Source organism: Streptomyces sp. NPDC017246 (genome assembly GCF_044331325.1).
In the GTDB taxonomy this organism is placed as follows: Bacteria; Actinomycetota; Actinomycetes; order Streptomycetales; family Streptomycetaceae; genus Streptomyces.
Window position 1 is genome coordinate 224,767 of record NZ_JBIRMW010000009.1, and the last position, 14,232, is coordinate 238,998.

Annotated in this window: 13 protein-coding genes; 7 read left to right on the plus strand and 6 right to left on the minus strand. The window is 72.8% G+C overall.

What is annotated here, in order from left to right; genetic code table 11:
* Positions 1–23: 23 nt before the first annotated feature.
* Positions 24–1,445 (plus strand): cytochrome P450, encoded by a 1,422-nt coding sequence (locus tag ACH4MY_RS22480; RefSeq protein ID WP_398005497.1) that lies wholly within the window; start codon positions 24–26, stop codon positions 1,443–1,445.
* A 113-nt stretch (positions 1,446–1,558) separates the two neighbouring features.
* Here the strand turns inward: ACH4MY_RS22480 and ACH4MY_RS22485 are convergent, their stop codons facing one another.
* Genes ACH4MY_RS22485 through ACH4MY_RS22495 form a run of 3 tightly spaced genes read right to left on the minus strand, consistent with a single transcriptional unit; the run spans position 1,559 to position 3,874 of the window.
* Entirely contained in the window at positions 1,559–2,494 is a 936-nt protein-coding gene (locus ACH4MY_RS22485; RefSeq protein WP_398005498.1) for an ADP-ribosylglycohydrolase family protein, read from the minus strand.
* Between the two features lie 4 nt (positions 2,495–2,498).
* Complete coding sequence (locus ACH4MY_RS22490) at positions 2,499–2,951, minus strand: abscisic acid-deficient protein Aba4 family protein (RefSeq protein WP_398005499.1); 453 nt, start codon at positions 2,949–2,951, stop codon at positions 2,499–2,501.
* Entirely contained in the window at positions 2,948–3,874 is a 927-nt protein-coding gene (locus ACH4MY_RS22495) for a hypothetical protein (protein WP_398005500.1), read from the minus strand. The genes ACH4MY_RS22490 and ACH4MY_RS22495 overlap by 4 nt, the downstream gene beginning before the upstream one ends.
* Positions 3,875–4,128: 254 nt before the next feature.
* On the opposite strand from ACH4MY_RS22495, the gene ACH4MY_RS22500 reads away from it, so the two are divergent.
* Positions 4,129–4,722, plus strand: a complete 594-nt coding sequence (locus ACH4MY_RS22500) for a MerR family transcriptional regulator (RefSeq protein ID WP_398005501.1) — start codon at positions 4,129–4,131, stop codon at positions 4,720–4,722.
* A gap of 398 nt (positions 4,723–5,120) precedes the next feature.
* Here the strand turns inward: ACH4MY_RS22500 and ACH4MY_RS22505 are convergent, their stop codons facing one another.
* Both ACH4MY_RS22505 and ACH4MY_RS22510 read right to left on the minus strand, forming a co-directional pair.
* Complete coding sequence (locus tag ACH4MY_RS22505; protein WP_398005502.1) at positions 5,121–5,954, minus strand: siderophore-interacting protein; 834 nt, start codon at positions 5,952–5,954, stop codon at positions 5,121–5,123.
* 205 nt (positions 5,955–6,159) lie between these two features.
* Positions 6,160–7,065, minus strand: coding sequence for a 5'-3' exonuclease H3TH domain-containing protein (locus ACH4MY_RS22510; protein WP_398005598.1), 906 nt, complete (start codon positions 7,063–7,065; stop codon positions 6,160–6,162).
* Between the two features lie 425 nt (positions 7,066–7,490).
* On the opposite strand from ACH4MY_RS22510, the gene ACH4MY_RS22515 reads away from it, so the two are divergent.
* From ACH4MY_RS22515 to ACH4MY_RS22530, 4 genes are all read left to right on the plus strand, one after another.
* Positions 7,491–8,741: a glycine betaine/L-proline ABC transporter ATP-binding protein gene (locus ACH4MY_RS22515; protein WP_398005503.1), complete on the plus strand. Its 1,251-nt coding sequence runs from the start codon at positions 7,491–7,493 to the stop codon at positions 8,739–8,741.
* Positions 8,734–10,545 carry an ABC transporter permease/substrate binding protein gene (locus ACH4MY_RS22520; protein ID WP_398005504.1) on the plus strand — a complete coding sequence of 604 codons (1,812 nt, stop codon included), beginning with the start codon at positions 8,734–8,736 and terminating at the stop codon, positions 10,543–10,545. The genes ACH4MY_RS22515 and ACH4MY_RS22520 overlap by 8 nt, the downstream gene beginning before the upstream one ends.
* 243 nt (positions 10,546–10,788) lie before the next feature.
* Positions 10,789–11,340, plus strand: coding sequence for a helix-turn-helix domain-containing protein (locus ACH4MY_RS22525; protein ID WP_398005505.1), 552 nt, complete (start codon positions 10,789–10,791; stop codon positions 11,338–11,340).
* Positions 11,337–12,095 carry a helical backbone metal receptor gene (locus ACH4MY_RS22530; protein ID WP_398005506.1) on the plus strand — a complete coding sequence of 253 codons (759 nt, stop codon included), beginning with the start codon at positions 11,337–11,339 and terminating at the stop codon, positions 12,093–12,095. Before ACH4MY_RS22525 ends, ACH4MY_RS22530 begins: the two co-directional genes overlap by 4 nt.
* Here the strand turns inward: ACH4MY_RS22530 and ACH4MY_RS22535 are convergent.
* Positions 12,022–13,194 carry a TDT family transporter gene (locus ACH4MY_RS22535; RefSeq protein WP_398005507.1) on the minus strand — a complete coding sequence of 391 codons (1,173 nt, stop codon included), beginning with the start codon at positions 13,192–13,194 and terminating at the stop codon, positions 12,022–12,024. The genes ACH4MY_RS22530 and ACH4MY_RS22535 overlap by 74 nt on opposite strands.
* 70 nt (positions 13,195–13,264) lie before the next feature.
* Between ACH4MY_RS22535 and ACH4MY_RS22540 the strand changes: the two genes are divergently transcribed.
* Entirely contained in the window at positions 13,265–14,224 is a 960-nt protein-coding gene (locus tag ACH4MY_RS22540) for a LysR family transcriptional regulator (RefSeq protein WP_398005508.1), read from the plus strand.
* Positions 14,225–14,232: the final 8 nt, after the last annotated feature.

Below are 14,232 nucleotides of genomic sequence, written 5' to 3' on the forward strand. Positions count from 1 at the left end.
GGCCAGTTGGGGAGGGGACGTCCATGACCACGCAAGCCGGTCATCCGCACGCCGGGACACACGACGAGGAGCCGTCGTCGGAGCCGCGCGCCGCGACTCCGACAGCGACCCCGGTCGTCGTCGAAGGGCCCCGAGGCGTGCCCCTCCTCGGCAGCCTCCCCGCCTTCGGGAAGAACCCCCTCGCCTTCTTCGAACAGCTCCGCGACCGAGGCGACATCGTCCGCTGGCGCTTCGGCCGCAAACCCTCCCTCTTCATCGCCCACCCCGACACCGTCGGCGAACTCCTCACCGAGGTCGAGCGCACCTTCGACCAGCCCGACCTCGGCATCGCCTTCCGCACCCTCCTCGGCAACGGTGTCATCGTCTCCAAGGGAGCCGACTGGCGCCGCAAACGCTCCCTGGTGCAGCCCTCCGTCCGGCCGAAGCAGGTCCGCTCCTACGCGGCGACCATGAGCGAATGCGCCGTCGACCTCGCCGACCGCTGGGTCGACGGACAGCACATCGACATCAAGAAGGAGATGGCCGCCCTCACCCAACTCGTCGCCGTCCGAACCATCTTCGGCGTCGACACCGCCGCCGACGCCGAAGCCATCGGCCACGCGATGGACATCGCCCAGAAGGAGATCGGCGCCGAGTTCAGCGGCATCGGAGCCGTCCTGCCCGACTGGGTCCCCACCCCCGGCCGCGCCCGCATCAAGCGCGCCACCGCCGTCATCGACGCCGAGGTCTCCCGCGTCGTCTCCCGCCACCGCGACGGCGACACCGAACGCCCCGACCTCCTCAGCCGCCTCCTCGCCGCCCGGGACGAGACCGGCGCCCCCCTCTCAGACCAGGAGATCCGCGACGAGACCGTCACCCTCTACATCGGCGGCCACGAGACCACGAGCTCCACACTCGTCTGGGCCTGGTACCTGCTCTCCCGCAACCCCCGGGTCCGCGACGCCCTCACCGAGGAACTCGACCGCGTGCTCGCCGACCACGAACCCGGATACGACGACTACGCCTCCCTCACCTACACCCAGGCCGTCATCAAGGAGACCCTGCGCCTCTACCCCACGATCTGGCTGATCACCGGCCTCGCCAAGGAAGGCGCCACCCTCGGCGGCACCGCCGTCCCCGCCGGCACCCGCGTCTGGTCCAGCCAGTGGGCCACCCACCGCGACCCCCGCTGGTACGGCGACGCGGAAGCCTTCCGTCCCGAGCGCTGGATCGCGCAAGGCGGCGAACCCGCGGAGGACATACCCGAGTACGCCTGGTTCCCCTTCGGCGGCGGCCCCCGCGTCTGCCTCGGGACCCGCTTCGCGCTGGTGGAGGCCGTCCTGATCCTCGCGGTCCTCGCCCGCCGTTACCACCTGGACCTCACCACCGACGAGATCCTGCCCGTCCCGAGCCTCACCCTCCAACCGGACCGCGACGTCCTGGCCACGGTCCGCGCGAGGGGCTGAGGGCCGGGCCGGGCCGAGAGACGAGGCCGGGGCTGAGCCCGGGGCCGAGGCCGGGGCGCGTACGGCGGCACTGAGGAGGGGGGCGGCCGAGACGGCGGGGAAGGGAGCCGCGATCAGGCGGGCGGCCCCGAGGCGAGAGCCGTCGCCAAGTCCCGGAGGTCGTCCACTCGCAGGACCCGGTCGCCGAAGCCGGGCAGCGGGACATGCAAGGAGGACGTCCAGCGGGCGGGGATCGCGCCGGCGCCGTACACGGCGCCCGCGAGCATCCCGGTCACGGCCGCCACGGTGTCCGTGTCCCCGCCCAGATCCACGGCGGCGACGAGGGCCTCCTCGAAGGAGCCGGTCGTACGCAGCGCCCAGACCGCCGAACCGAGACAGGGCCAGACGGCTCCGTTGAACTCGGTGGCATCGTCCGGATGCCAACCGGGTGCGAGGACCGTCGACCAGCGCTCCCGGTGCGCCGGGCCCACCTCGGCGAGGGTCGCGGGCACGGCGGCGACCGGGTCCTCGCCGAGGAGCGCGACCCGGATCAGCTCGTGGAGCACCGCCGTACCCTCCCAGGCCGCGCCGTCGCCATGGGTGAGACCGCTGATCCGGCGCGCGGCCGCCATCGTCTCCGTCCGCCCCCGGGACGCGAAGTACACGGCGGAGGTCGAGGCCCGCATCAGTGAACCGTTCCCCGCGGCGCGGGCGTCGACCTGGAAGTGCAGTGCGGCGGCGAGGTCCCAGGGGTCGCCGCCGAGCAGGACCTGCTCGGTCTGGAGACCGATGTCCTTGGGGTCGGCCGCCGCCCAGCGGCGGAAGCGGTCGAAGAGATCCGGCAGGTCGAGGCCGCCCCGTTCGAGGAGCGACTCCCCGACCAGGACGGCCATCTGCGTGTCGTCCGTCGCCTCGCCCGGATCCCAGCCGCCGCCCCCGCACAACTCCCCGACACCGTCGGGGAACCGCTCCCGGAACACTCCGGGGAGTCCGAACTCGAAGGGGGCGCCCAGGGCGTCGCCCGCGGCTGAGCCGAGGACGGCGCCCACGGACCGGTCGATGTCTCGCATCCGGTCAGCGTAGGGCCGGTTCACGCGGCCGGACCGGCGCCCGGGACGTCCGGACCGCCCGGACCACCAGGAACAAGGGCAGCCCGATCGGGGAGAGGAGGATCGTCAGCAGGAGAAGAGGCGCCATCAGGAGAGGTGAGACGGAGAGGCGACGGGCCTCTCGGTACATCCACTGGCCCAGCAGCAGGTCCCAGGCGATGATCTGGGCCCAGATCGCCGCGGCTCCGTTCGGGAGTGCCGCCAGCTCGCGGAAGGTGTCGATGTCGGGGCTGCTGACCGCGGTCCAGAGCTCGGGCAGAACCGGCGCGGCCAGGACCGCCCACAGTGCCAGGAGCGGCAGCACGGTCAGGGGCGAGGCCGCGACACGCTCGGTGAACCGCCAGGCCGGCGCGGAGATCATCAGCAGCCACACGGGCGCTGCCAGGAAGAACGCCAGCTCGAAGAGGAAGCCCGTCATGAAGTGACCTCCTCGGAGGGGGCGGGGGCAGGGGAGGGAGGGGTGGGGGAGGGGGAGGGGGAGGGGGAGGCCCCCCGGAGGGAGAGTGCCGCGGCTGCCGCGCCGAGCAGCACGATCGCCCCCGCGCCGGCCAGTGTCGCGCCGTCCGGTGCCAGCAGGGCCTGGCCGCGCAGTGCCTGCCAGGTCAGCAGGACGAAGGTCGCCGCGTACGCCGCGGACGCCGTGAGGGTGAGCCGGAGCCGTACCCGCTCGTCCGCGAGGCGCGTGAAGCGCGGGGCGAGGGCGGTCAGGACGAGCAGCAGCAGGGGAAGCAGCTGGAGCGCGTGCATGCCGAAGAAGTGAGGGATGCGCAGGTCGCCGCCGTTCTCGGCCCAGCCGGTCAGGGGCATCGACGGGCCGCCGTCCGGTACCCCGACGGCGTGGGCGCCCGCGATCGGCGGGTTGTCGGTCGCCAGCTGTTCGGCGGTCGGAGGGACCATCAGGAAGCCCACGGCGGCGCCCGCGAGGGCGATCAGCGAGGACAGTCGAACGGCCCAGGCCGTCGCCCGGTCGAGGATCCGGGCGCGCAGCAGGAGAACCGCGATGACCAGGGCGCCCAGCCACAGCACGGCGACGGTGGCGCCCATGACCTGGAAGACGGCGTTGTCGAAGGGGGTCGCCTGGTTGAAGTGGCTCTGCTTGCCGCGGATCACCTGGAGCGTGATGAGGGCCATCTCGGCGACGCTGGCGGCGGTGACCACGGTGCCGGCCCACCAGCCGACCCGTCGGCCTCGCGGCAGCAGCGAGAGCATCCAGGCGAGCGACAGCCCGTACGCGACGAACGAGACCGAGAACTTGAACGGCTTGGTCCAGATCGGCACGCCGACCAGGACGCGGTCGTCGACGAGAATGCCGACGGCGGAGACCAGGGCGAGAGCGCCCATGGAGACGGAGAACCAGACCAGCGGCCGGTGGAGTCGGGTGGCCGGCCGGGTCTCTGAAGGACTGAATGGATCACTGAGTGAGCTCAGCGAGGGCATACGGATCCCCCCGTGGGAAAGTATGGATAGTGGCACTCGCCGCTATCTGATAGCGCCACTATCTATGATGGGGATGTCGTTCGGCAAGGCCGAAGCAAGATCAGGAAGGTGAACACGCGGTGCGCATCGGAGAATTGAGTCGCAGGACCGGGGTGTCCGTGCCGACGATCAAGTTCTACGTACGGGAGGGACTGCTGCCGGCCGGGGAACTGACGAGCCCGAACCAGGCCTCGTACGGGGAGACGCATGTGAAGCGCCTCCGCCTGATCCGGGCGCTCCTCGACGTGGGCGGCCTGTCGGTCGCGAGCATCCGCGAGGTGATCGTGGCGGTCGACGACCCCGGGCGGTCGGTGCACAAGTTGCTGGGCACGGTGGCCGGCGGGCTGGTGCCGAGGTACGGCCGGGAGCCGGGCGACGGGATCGAGGAGGCGCGGAAGCAGGTCGCCGCCCTGATCGCCGCGCGCGGTTGGCGCGCGCATTCCGGAAGCCCGGCCGCGGAGGCGCTCGCGGTGGCTCTCGCGGCTCTCGAAGAGGCCGGCCACGGCTCGTTCACCGAGGTCCTCGACGTGTATGCGGGCGCGGCGGAGAAGGTGGCGCAGGCCGACCTGGAGTTCGTGGCGCGCAATGTGGCGCGCGAGCAGCTCGTGGAGAGCGTGGTCGTCGGCACGGTGATCGGCGACGCGATCTTCTCCGCGCTGCGGCGCCTGGCCCAGACGGACACCTCGGACCGGATGTACGGGGAGGCGACGTAGCCGAGCGGGAGGCGGCGGAGCCGAGGGGGAGGCGGCGGAGCCGAGGGGGGGGCGGCGGAGCCTCGGTGCGAACGCGGCCGGGCTCCGGCCGTGAGCGGGGGCTCAGGCGGGGAGGCGGCGGAGGCCCGGCGGGGAGCGTGGCTCAGGTGGGGAGGCGGCCGGGGGAGCGGGGCTTCCAGGGCCGCGCCGGCCGGGGGAGCGGGGCCTCCAGGGCCGCGCCGGCTGGGGGCGGAGCTGGTGGCGCGCTCCGACTGGGAAACTGTGGGGCCGACGCGCCCGGGGGGAAGAGCGGGCCTCGGGGAAAGCGGTCCTCGGCGAAAGAGCGGGCCTCGGAAATAGAGCGGGCCCGAGGCGAAGGAGTGGGCCCGGGGCGTGTACCCCGGGCCCGTGTCCTACTCCTACTTCTCCTGCTCGCGCTCCACCTGGTCGTTCCACTCGCGCTTGATCGCGCGCCATGCCTCGTCCGACTTGCCCAGGCGCCAGTAGCCCGAGATCGACAGCCGCTCGCGCGGCACCTCGCGGTCCAGCCGCAGGTGGCGGCGGAGCTCCTTCACGAAGCCCGCCTCGCCGTGGACGAAGGCGTGGACGTCACCCGACGGGAAGTCCAGGGTCCGCACGGCCTCGACGACGGCCTCGCCCGCCGGGCGGTCGCCCCGGTGCAGCCATGTGACGTGGATTCCGTCCTCCGTCGCGAACTTCTGCTCCTCGGCGGCGTCCGAGATCTCCACGAAGGCGTGCACCCGCGCACCGGCGGGCAGCTGCTCCAGGGCCACCGCGATCGCCGGCAGCGCGCTCTCGTCGCCCGCGAGCAGGTGCCAGTCCGCCTCCGGGGCCGGTGCGTAGCCGCCGCCGGGGCCGAGGAAGCGGACCGTGTCGCCGGCCGTGGCGCGTGCCGCCCACGGGCCCGCGAGGCCCTCGTCGCCGTGGACGACGAAGTCGATGGTCAGCTCGCGGTGGACCGGGTCCCAGGCCCGTACGGTGTACGTCCGCGTCGTCGGCCACTGCTCCCGGGGGAACTCCTCCCGGATCCGGTCCATGTCGAACGGCTCCGGGTACGCGACGCCCTCGGGTGCGAAGAGCAGCTTCACGTAGTGATCGGTGTACGCGCCGACCTCGAAGGAGTCGAGGCCGGGTCCGCCCACGACGACCCGCACCATGTGCGGGGTGATCCGCTCGGTGCGCACCACGCGCGCTTCGGTGGCCTTCGGTGCCTTGCGGGGCTGCTCCGCCACGAGGGGGCTCTCCTGACTCGACGTAACTCGACGTACTTAGGTATGCCTAAGCTAGCATCCCGAGCCGTTGTCGACCCAGTGCGGCCTGTTTGTCGTCAGCTCGGGCCGGGCGAGGCCGTCGGCATGGACGCCCCGCCCCGACCCGGTGGGGGGGGGACCCGGCCGACGGCCCGGCCCGTCGGCCGGGTCCCCCGCATCCCGTTCCTCAGCGCTCCAGGACCGGCAGCAGGCGCCCCACCGCCCCGCCGAGGCCCCAGCGCTTCACCAGGGCGTCGAGTGCCGCCGGGTCCCGCGGGGCCGTCGGCAGGGTCGCGTCGAACTCCGGCAGGGGTACGTCCCCGGCGACGCGCACCACCGTCGGCGCGACGTCCAGGTACGCGGCCGCCTCCACGATCCCGCGCCGCTTGGCGGGGGTGAGCTTCGACGTCCGGTCCTCGGCCGCCGCCCGGACTCCCGCCAGGTCCCCGTACTCCGTGATCAGCTGCGCCGCCGTCTTCTCGCCGATGCCCTTCACTCCGGGGAGGCCGTCGCTGGCGTCCCCGCGCAGGGCCGCGAAGTCCGCGTACTGGTCGGGGCGCACCCCGTACTTCGTCCGGATCAGCTCCGCGTCCACCAGGTCGCAGTCGCCGACGCCCTTGCGCGGGTACAGGACCCGTACGCCCCGTGCGTCGTCCACCAGCTGGAAGAGGTCGCGGTCGCCCGTGACGATGTCCACGGGCCCGGACGCGCGTCCGGCGAGGGTCCCGATCACGTCGTCCGCCTCGTATCGGTCCGCCCCGATCCGGGCGATGCCGAGCGCCGCCAGGACCTCCTCGATCACCGGCACCTGGGGGGAGAGGGTGTCCGGGATCTCCTCCTCGTCCGGGCCGGTCTCGGTCTCCTCGGCCACCCGGTGTGCCTTGTACGAGGGGATCAGGTCCACCCGCCACTGCGGACGCCAGTCGTTGTCCCAGCAGGCGACGAGATCGTCGGGGTGGTGGTCCTGCACGAGCCGGGTGATGAAGTCGAGCAGCCCGCGCACGGCGTTCACGGGGGAGCCGTCGGGGGCCCGGACGGAGTCCGGGACGCCGAAGTAGGCGCGGAAGTAGAGGCTGGCGGTGTCGAGGAGCATCAAGCGTCGAGTCACCTCCCCTATTTTAAGGCTCGGTTCGCGTCCGGGGCGCTGGTGCGGGGCTCACACGCCCGACGACGCTCGCCCCCTGGTCCTCGGGGGCTCGGTGCCCTCGGGTGTGTTCCCCTCGGTGCGCCCTTTCGGCGCGCTCTCCGGTTCCGGGGGCGGACGCCCGCGGGGTCCGCCCCGCGAGCGCCTCGCGCGGGGGGAGCTGCCGGAAAACGTGCTGCCGTACGTGACCCCCGTCACCTTTGCGTTTGCACCCTGTGAAGCAGGGCAGGCGCGAGCCCGGAGCGGAGCCCGGTACGGGATTCAACGAAAAGAATCCCGGTACGCGACGGGTCCGCGGGCCGATCCCGCCCGCTCCACGGCCCGGCCGCGCGGGGGTGGTGGGGCCGTTCTTCATCGCTACCCGTGAGGTGTATGTGTCCAGGCTTCAGGCCGACCACCTGTTCAAGGTGTTCGGCAGACGACCCGACGAAGCCGTCCGCAGGCTCGCAGCCGGCGCCGACCGCGAGGAGCTGCGCGCCGAGGGGACGACAGCAGCCGTCGTGGACGCCGGTTTCGTCGTCGAACCCGGTCAGATCTTCGTGGTGATGGGGCTCTCCGGGTCCGGCAAGTCCACCCTTCTGCGGATGCTCAACGGCCTGCTCGAGCCCACCGCCGGCCGGGTCCTCTTCGACGGCCGCGACCTCACCGCGCTCTCCCCCCGCGATCTGCGCACCGTTCGCTCCACCAAGATCAGCATGGTCTTCCAGCACTTCGCGCTCTTCCCGCACCGAAACGTTCTGGAGAACGCCGGCTACGGCCTCGAGGTCCAGGGCGTCCCGCGCGCCGAGCGCGAGACCCGGGCCGCCGAGGCCCTCGAACTGTGCGGGCTCGCCGGCTGGGAGAAGTCCTGGCCCGACGAGCTCTCCGGCGGCATGCAGCAGCGCGTCGGTCTGGCCCGCGCCCTCGCCACCGACGCCGACCTGCTCCTCATGGACGAGTCCTTCAGCGCGCTCGACCCGCTCATCCGCCGCGACATGCAGGACCAGCTGCTCGTCCTCCAGCAGCGGCTGAAGAAGACCATCGTCTTCATCACCCACGACCTCAACGAGGCCATGCGCCTCGGCGACCGGATCGCCGTCATGCGTGACGGCCGGATCGTGCAGCTGGGCACCGCCGAGGACATCCTCGTCCGCCCCGCCGACGACTACGTCGCCTCCTTCATCCAGGACGTCGACCGCTCCCGGGTGCTCACGGCCTCGGCCGTCATGACGGGCGGCGCCACCCCGGCCGACTGCCCCGACGACTGCGCCTGCCTGCCCGTCGGGCCGGACACGCTCGTCGCCGACCTGTGCGCCGTCGCCGCCCGCGCCCCGCACCCGGTGACCGTCGAGGACTCCGACGGCACCGTCCTCGGAGTCGTACCGACGGAACGCCTTCTCGCCGTCATGGGCGGGCTCGGCGCGGCGGAGTCGCAGTACGTGGCGGAGTCGAGGCGTGCGACGGAGCCGAATCGCGTACCGAAGCCGACGTCCGCACCGAAGCCGACGTCCGTGACGGGTGCGAAGTCCGCGACGGATTCGGCATCGCCGAAGGCCGCGAAGGAATCGAAGGATCCGAAGGCCGTGAAGGACCCGAAGGCCGTGCCGGTCGCCGAGGACGTCCAGGAGGTGACCGCCCGTGCCTAGGCTCCCCCTCGGTGAGTGGGTCGACAGCTCCGTCGACTGGCTCCAGGCCCAGTTCTCCTGGCTCTTCGACGCCGTCAGCACCGGTGTCACCGGTCTCTACGACGGTATCGACGCCGTTCTGTCCGCGCCCCAGCCGCTGCTCTTCGCCGGCATCCTCGCCGTCGTCGCCTGGTGGCTGCGCGGTCTCGCCGCCGGTGTCCTCGCCTTCGCCGGGTTCGCGCTCGTCGACGCGGTCCAGCTGTGGGACGAGGCGATGGCGACGCTCTCCCTCGTCCTCGTCGCCACCCTGGTGACCCTGGTGATCGCCGTGCCGCTCGGCATCTGGGCGGCCCGCTCGAAGACGGTCAGCGCCGTCCTGCGACCCGTCCTCGACTTCATGCAGACCATGCCGGCGATGGTCTACCTCATCCCCGGCATCATCTTCTTCGGTGTCGGCGTGGTCCCCGGCATCATCGCCACGATCGTCTTCGCGCTGCCCCCGGGCGTGCGCATGACCGAGCTGGGCATCCGTCAGGTCGACGGCGAACTCGTCGAGGCCGCCGAGGCCTTCGGCACCACCCCGCGCAACACCCTGCTGCGCGTGCAGCTCCCGCTGGCCCTGCCGACGATCATGGCCGGTGTCAACCAGGTCATCATGCTCGGCCTGTCCATGGTCGTCATCGCGGGCATGGTCGGCGGCGGCGGGCTCGGCGGCGCCGTCTACCGCGCCATCGGCAACGTCGACATCGGTCTCGGCTTCGAGGCCGGTGTGTCCATCGTCGTCCTCGCCATGTACCTGGACCGGATGACCGGCGCCCTCGGCCGCCAGGTCTCCCCGCTGGGCCGCCGCGCCGCCGCCAAGGCCCGTGCCGCGCTGAGCACGAAGCGGCCCGGGGCGAAGATCTGGGCCCACCGCCCGCAGCCCGTCACCGCGCTCGTCGGTGTCGTCGTCCTCGCGCTCGTCGCCGGGGGGACGGGTTTCCTCGGTTCCGGCGGAGCGGACTCCACCACCGCCTCGGGGGCGAACAGCGGCCACGGCAAGAAGGTCAGCATCGGCTACATCCCCTGGGACGAGGGCATCGCCTCCACGTACCTGTGGAAGGAGCTGCTGGAGCGCCGGGGGTACGAGGTCGACGCCAAGCAGCTGGAGGCCGGCGCCCTCTACACGGGCCTGGCCGGCGGCCAGATCGACTTCCAGACCGACTCCTGGCTCCCCGTCACCCACGCCCAGTACTGGGAGAAGTACAAGAACAGGCTGGAGGACCTCGGCTCCTGGTACGGCCCCACCTCCCTGGAGCTCTCCGTCCCCTCGTACGTGAAGGGCGTCGACTCGCTCGCCGACCTCAAGGGCAAGGCGGGACAGTTCAAGGGCCGGATCATCGGCATCGAGCCCAGCGCCGGAATGATGGGCATCCTCAAGGACAAGGTCCTGAAGGAGTACGGCCTGGAGGGCGAGTACAAGGTCGTCGACGGCTCGACGCCCGGCATGCTGGCCGAGCTGAAGCGCGCCTACGAGCGCAAGGAACCGGTCGTCGTCACCCTCTGGTCGCCGCACTGGGCCTACTCGGCCCATGACCTGAAGAAGCTCGCCGACCCGAAGGGTTCCTGGGGCAAGGGCGACGGTGTCCACACGCTCGCCCGCAAGGGATTCGCCGGGGAGAACCCCGAGGTGGGTGCCTGGCTGAAGAACTTCGAGCTCACCGAGAAGCAGCTCACCGACCTCGAAGCCGTCATTCAGGAGACCGGCAAGGGCAAGGAGCAGGAGGCGGTCCGTACCTGGCTGGACAGGAACCCCGGCCTCGCCGAGAAGCTCGCCCCGCAGTAGTCCGCCGCGGCAGTCCCCGCAGGGGTCCCCCGCGGCAGCCCCCGGAAGACGCGGGTGGCCCCCGGAGGTCTCCGGACGGCCGGGCAGGGACCGCTGAGCGGTTCCTGTCCGAAAAGGGGTGGTCGCCGAACGTGTTCGGCGACCACCCCTTTTCGTCACGACGCGAAACCCCGCCCCAAAGCTGCGTAAGGTTCAGGTAACCGCCCGGTACGGGTACGCACGCGCACGAGGGAGGGAGCCGACATGGACGAGAAGGAATCACCCCGCGTGGGCGCGGCCGTCAAGAGGCGACGCCGGGCGCTCCAGCTCACCCTGGCCGTCGTCTCCTCCCGCAGCGGTCTGTCCGTGCCGTTCCTCAGTCAGGTCGAGAACGACCGGGCCAGACCCAGCCACCGCTCTCTGGAGCTGGTCGCCGAGGCCCTGGAGACCACCTCCGGTGAACTCCTCGCCGCCGCCGAGGCCTCCCGTACCGTCGATGTCGTTCGGGCGGAGGAGCCCTCTCCGGGGCTGCCCCCGGGCGTCCGGGCCGTCGTCCGCGGGCGTCACCAGCTGCACGCCCTGGAGTTCACCGGCGAGCAGGACGCGGGACGCGAGTTCCAGCACCGCAACGACGAGCTGCTGTACGTCGCCGACGGCGCCGCCGAGGTCGAGGCCGAAGGCCGTGCGTACCGGCTGGGCCGCGGCGACACCCTGTACCTCTCCGGTGGGGTGCGGCACCGCTGGCGGGCCACCGAACCGGGCACCCGCCTGCTCGTCGTCGCCGTCGCCGAGCACGTCGAGGCCGAAGAGGAATGAGGTCGGGGCGCGGGGCGGTGAGGAGGATCGTCTCCCTCGTGCCGTCCCTGACGGAGGCCGTCGCCGTCACCGCGCCCGGTGTGCTGGTGGGCGCCACGGACTGGTGCACCCACCCCGCCGGCCTCGGCGTCGCCCGGATCGGCGGCACCAAGAACCCCGACGTCCGCGCGATCACCGCTCTCCGGCCCGATCTGGTCCTCGCAAACGAGGAGGAGAACCGCGCCCCCGACCTGGCCGAGCTGAGGGCCGCCGGGCTCGACGTCCTCGTCACCGAGATCCGCACCCTCGACCAGGGCCTGTGTGAGCTGGAAAGGGTCCTCGCCGCCTGCGGCGCGCCCCGCCGGCCCCGCTGGCTCGACGAGGCCGAGGCCGCGTGGGAGGCGGTGACCCCGTCGGTGCACGCGCCGGGAGGGGAGCCGCTCACCGCCGTCGTCCCGATCTGGCGCCGCCCCTGGATGGTGCTGGGCCGGGACACCTTCGCCGGTGATCTGCTCGCCCGCCTGGGCGTGCGCAATCTGTACGCCGACCATCCGGAGCGCTATCCGCGCCTCCCGCTCGACGAGCTGCGCGCCGCCGCGCCGGATCTCGTCGTCCTGCCCGACGAGCCGTACCGCTTCACCCGGGACGACGGTCCCGAGGCCTTCCCCGGAACCGCCGCCGCCCTCGTCGACGGACGGCATCTCACCTGGTACGGGCCGTCTCTGACGGCAGCGCCGCGGGTGCTGGAGCGGGCCCTGCGAGCAGCGCGCCGCTGACCAGGCCGCGCAGGGTGTGGGACCCGGCCACCAGCCAGGCCGCGACGAGGACCGCGTACAGGCCGATCGCGAGCCAGCGGAAGGCGGCGAGGCCGGTGTGCTGGGCGAGCCCCTCGGCGCCGGTCACACAGGTCCCGATGGGGAAGGTGAAGGCCCAGAACGTCATGGCGAAGCCCATGCCCTGCCGGTGCGCCCGGATCACCATCGCCGAGGCGAGTGCCAGCCACAGCAGCGCGAAGCCCATGACGGGCACCCCGTAGAGGACGGCGAAGGAGGCGAAGCCGTGGGCGTACGGGGCGGGGAGCACGCCCGGGGCCACGTCGGCGAACTTGTTCGCGGCGGTCGTCGACTGCCCCAGGGGGCCGAGGACGAGGAAGAGGGTCGGGGTGAGCGCGAGGGGCAGCGGTCCGCCGGTCACGAGCCGGCCGAAGACCAGCGGCAGCATGACCAGGGTCGCGAGGAGACTGACGCCGAACATCGCCCAGCAGGCGACGAGAAGGGTCTCCTGGGCCTGGCCGGCGGGCAGATGGGGCACGAGCAGCGGGCCGAGCGCGGCGGACACCATGGGGGCGACGACCGGCAGCAGCCAGACGGGGGACGCGTTCTCGATCTTGTGGTGCACCACCATGAGGTACGGGACGCCCACCGCGGCCGCCAGGCCGACGACGGTGCCGACGGTGAACAGGACGGTGTCCAGGGCCACGGCGGCCGGGAGCCCGATCCAGTCCCTGCCCACGATCATCGCCCCGCCGCCGACCGCGAGGAGGGCCATCGAGAGACAGCCGTAGAACGGCGCCATGGCCGGGTCCAGGAGGTGGGCGCGTGCCTGGTCCCGGTGGTGGACCCAGTGCACCGCGCGGGCGGAGACCAGGACGAGCAGCATCGCGAGGGAGAGCGCCCAGACGGCGGCGCAGGCGGTACGGAGACCGGGGAGGTCGAGCGGGAGGCCGGCGCCGGCGTTGGCCACGATGGCGGTACCCATCACGGAGGCGTACCAGTTGGGTCCGAGGTGACGGACGGAACGGGCCGGGGAGGTGGCCGGCCTGGCGCCGCGGGTGGTGGCGCGGAGGGCCGGACGGGGAGATGCGAGGCTTGCCATGACTCCACCGTCGTCCGGTTCCTCGGCCCCGACCAGGGATCATGTGGCTATGACGTCATAAGCTGGCTTTATGAGCCGGGAAGCGCGGGACAGCGAGACATACGGGAGCGAGCCCCGGGGACAGCTCCACCACCGGGTTCCGGACCTCGGCGCACTCGAACTGCTCCTCGCCGTCGCCCGCCACGGGAGCCTCGGCGCCGCCGCCCGCGAGGTCGGCATCACCCAGCCCGCCGCCAGCAGCCGCGTCCGCTCGATGGAGCGGCAGCTCGGTGTGGCCCTGGTGGACCGCTCCCCGCGCGGCTCACGGCTCACCGACGCGGGCGCGCTCGTCACCGACTGGGCCCGTCGGATCGTCGAGGCGGCCGAGGCCTTCGACGCGGGCGCCCAGGCGCTGCGCGGACGGAGGGACTCCCGGCTGAGGGTGGCCGCGTCCATGACGATCGCCGAGTACCTGCTGCCGGGCTGGCTGATCGCGCTGCGCGCCGATCGCCCGGACACGGCCGTGTCGCTCCAGGCGGGAAACTCGGCGGTGGTCGCGGAGCGGCTCCTCGGGAACGAGGCGGACATCGGCTTCGTGGAGGGGCTCGCCGTGCCGGACGGCCTCGACGGGGTGGTCGTCGCCCACGACCGCCTCGCGGTCGTCGCCGCCCCCTCCCACCCCTGGGCCCGCCGTCGCGCCCCGCTGGACCCGGCGGAGCTGGCCGCGACCCCGCTGGTCCTGCGGGAACGCGGCTCCGGCACCCGGCAGGTCCTGGACGCCGCTCTGTCCGCCCACGGCGGCCTCGCGCAGCCGCTCCTCGAACTCGCCTCCACGACCGCGGTGAAGGCCGCCGCCGTCACCGGGGCCGGGCCGGCCGTCCTCAGCGAACTCGCGATCGCCGAGGAACTGGCCTCCCGCCGGCTGGTCGCCATCCCCGTGCGGGGGGTCCAGCTGCGCCGTGATCTCCGGGCCGTCTGGCCCACCGGCCACCGCCCCACGGGCCCGGCCCGCGACCTGCTGTCCCTGACCCGGGCCCGCCCGGCGGGCTGAACCGCGGT

Coding starts and splice junctions, on each gene's coding strand:
- ACH4MY_RS22480 (WP_398005497.1), top strand. CDS start 24: ATGACCACGCAAGCCGGTCATCCGCACGCCGGGACACACGACGAGGAG.
- ACH4MY_RS22485 (WP_398005498.1), bottom strand. CDS start 2,494: ATGCGAGACATCGACCGGTCCGTGGGCGCCGTCCTCGGCTCAGCCGCG.
- ACH4MY_RS22490 (WP_398005499.1), bottom strand. CDS start 2,951: ATGACGGGCTTCCTCTTCGAGCTGGCGTTCTTCCTGGCAGCGCCCGTG.
- ACH4MY_RS22495 (WP_398005500.1), bottom strand. CDS start 3,874: ATGGGCGCTCTCGCCCTGGTCTCCGCCGTCGGCATTCTCGTCGACGAC.
- ACH4MY_RS22510 (WP_398005598.1), bottom strand. CDS start 7,065: ATGCTCCTCGACACCGCCAGCCTCTACTTCCGCGCCTACTTCGGCGTC.
- ACH4MY_RS22525 (WP_398005505.1), top strand. CDS start 10,789: ATGGACGAGAAGGAATCACCCCGCGTGGGCGCGGCCGTCAAGAGGCGA.
- ACH4MY_RS22530 (WP_398005506.1), top strand. CDS start 11,337: ATGAGGTCGGGGCGCGGGGCGGTGAGGAGGATCGTCTCCCTCGTGCCG.
- ACH4MY_RS22535 (WP_398005507.1), bottom strand. CDS start 13,194: ATGGCAAGCCTCGCATCTCCCCGTCCGGCCCTCCGCGCCACCACCCGC.
- ACH4MY_RS22540 (WP_398005508.1), top strand. CDS start 13,265: ATGAGCCGGGAAGCGCGGGACAGCGAGACATACGGGAGCGAGCCCCGG.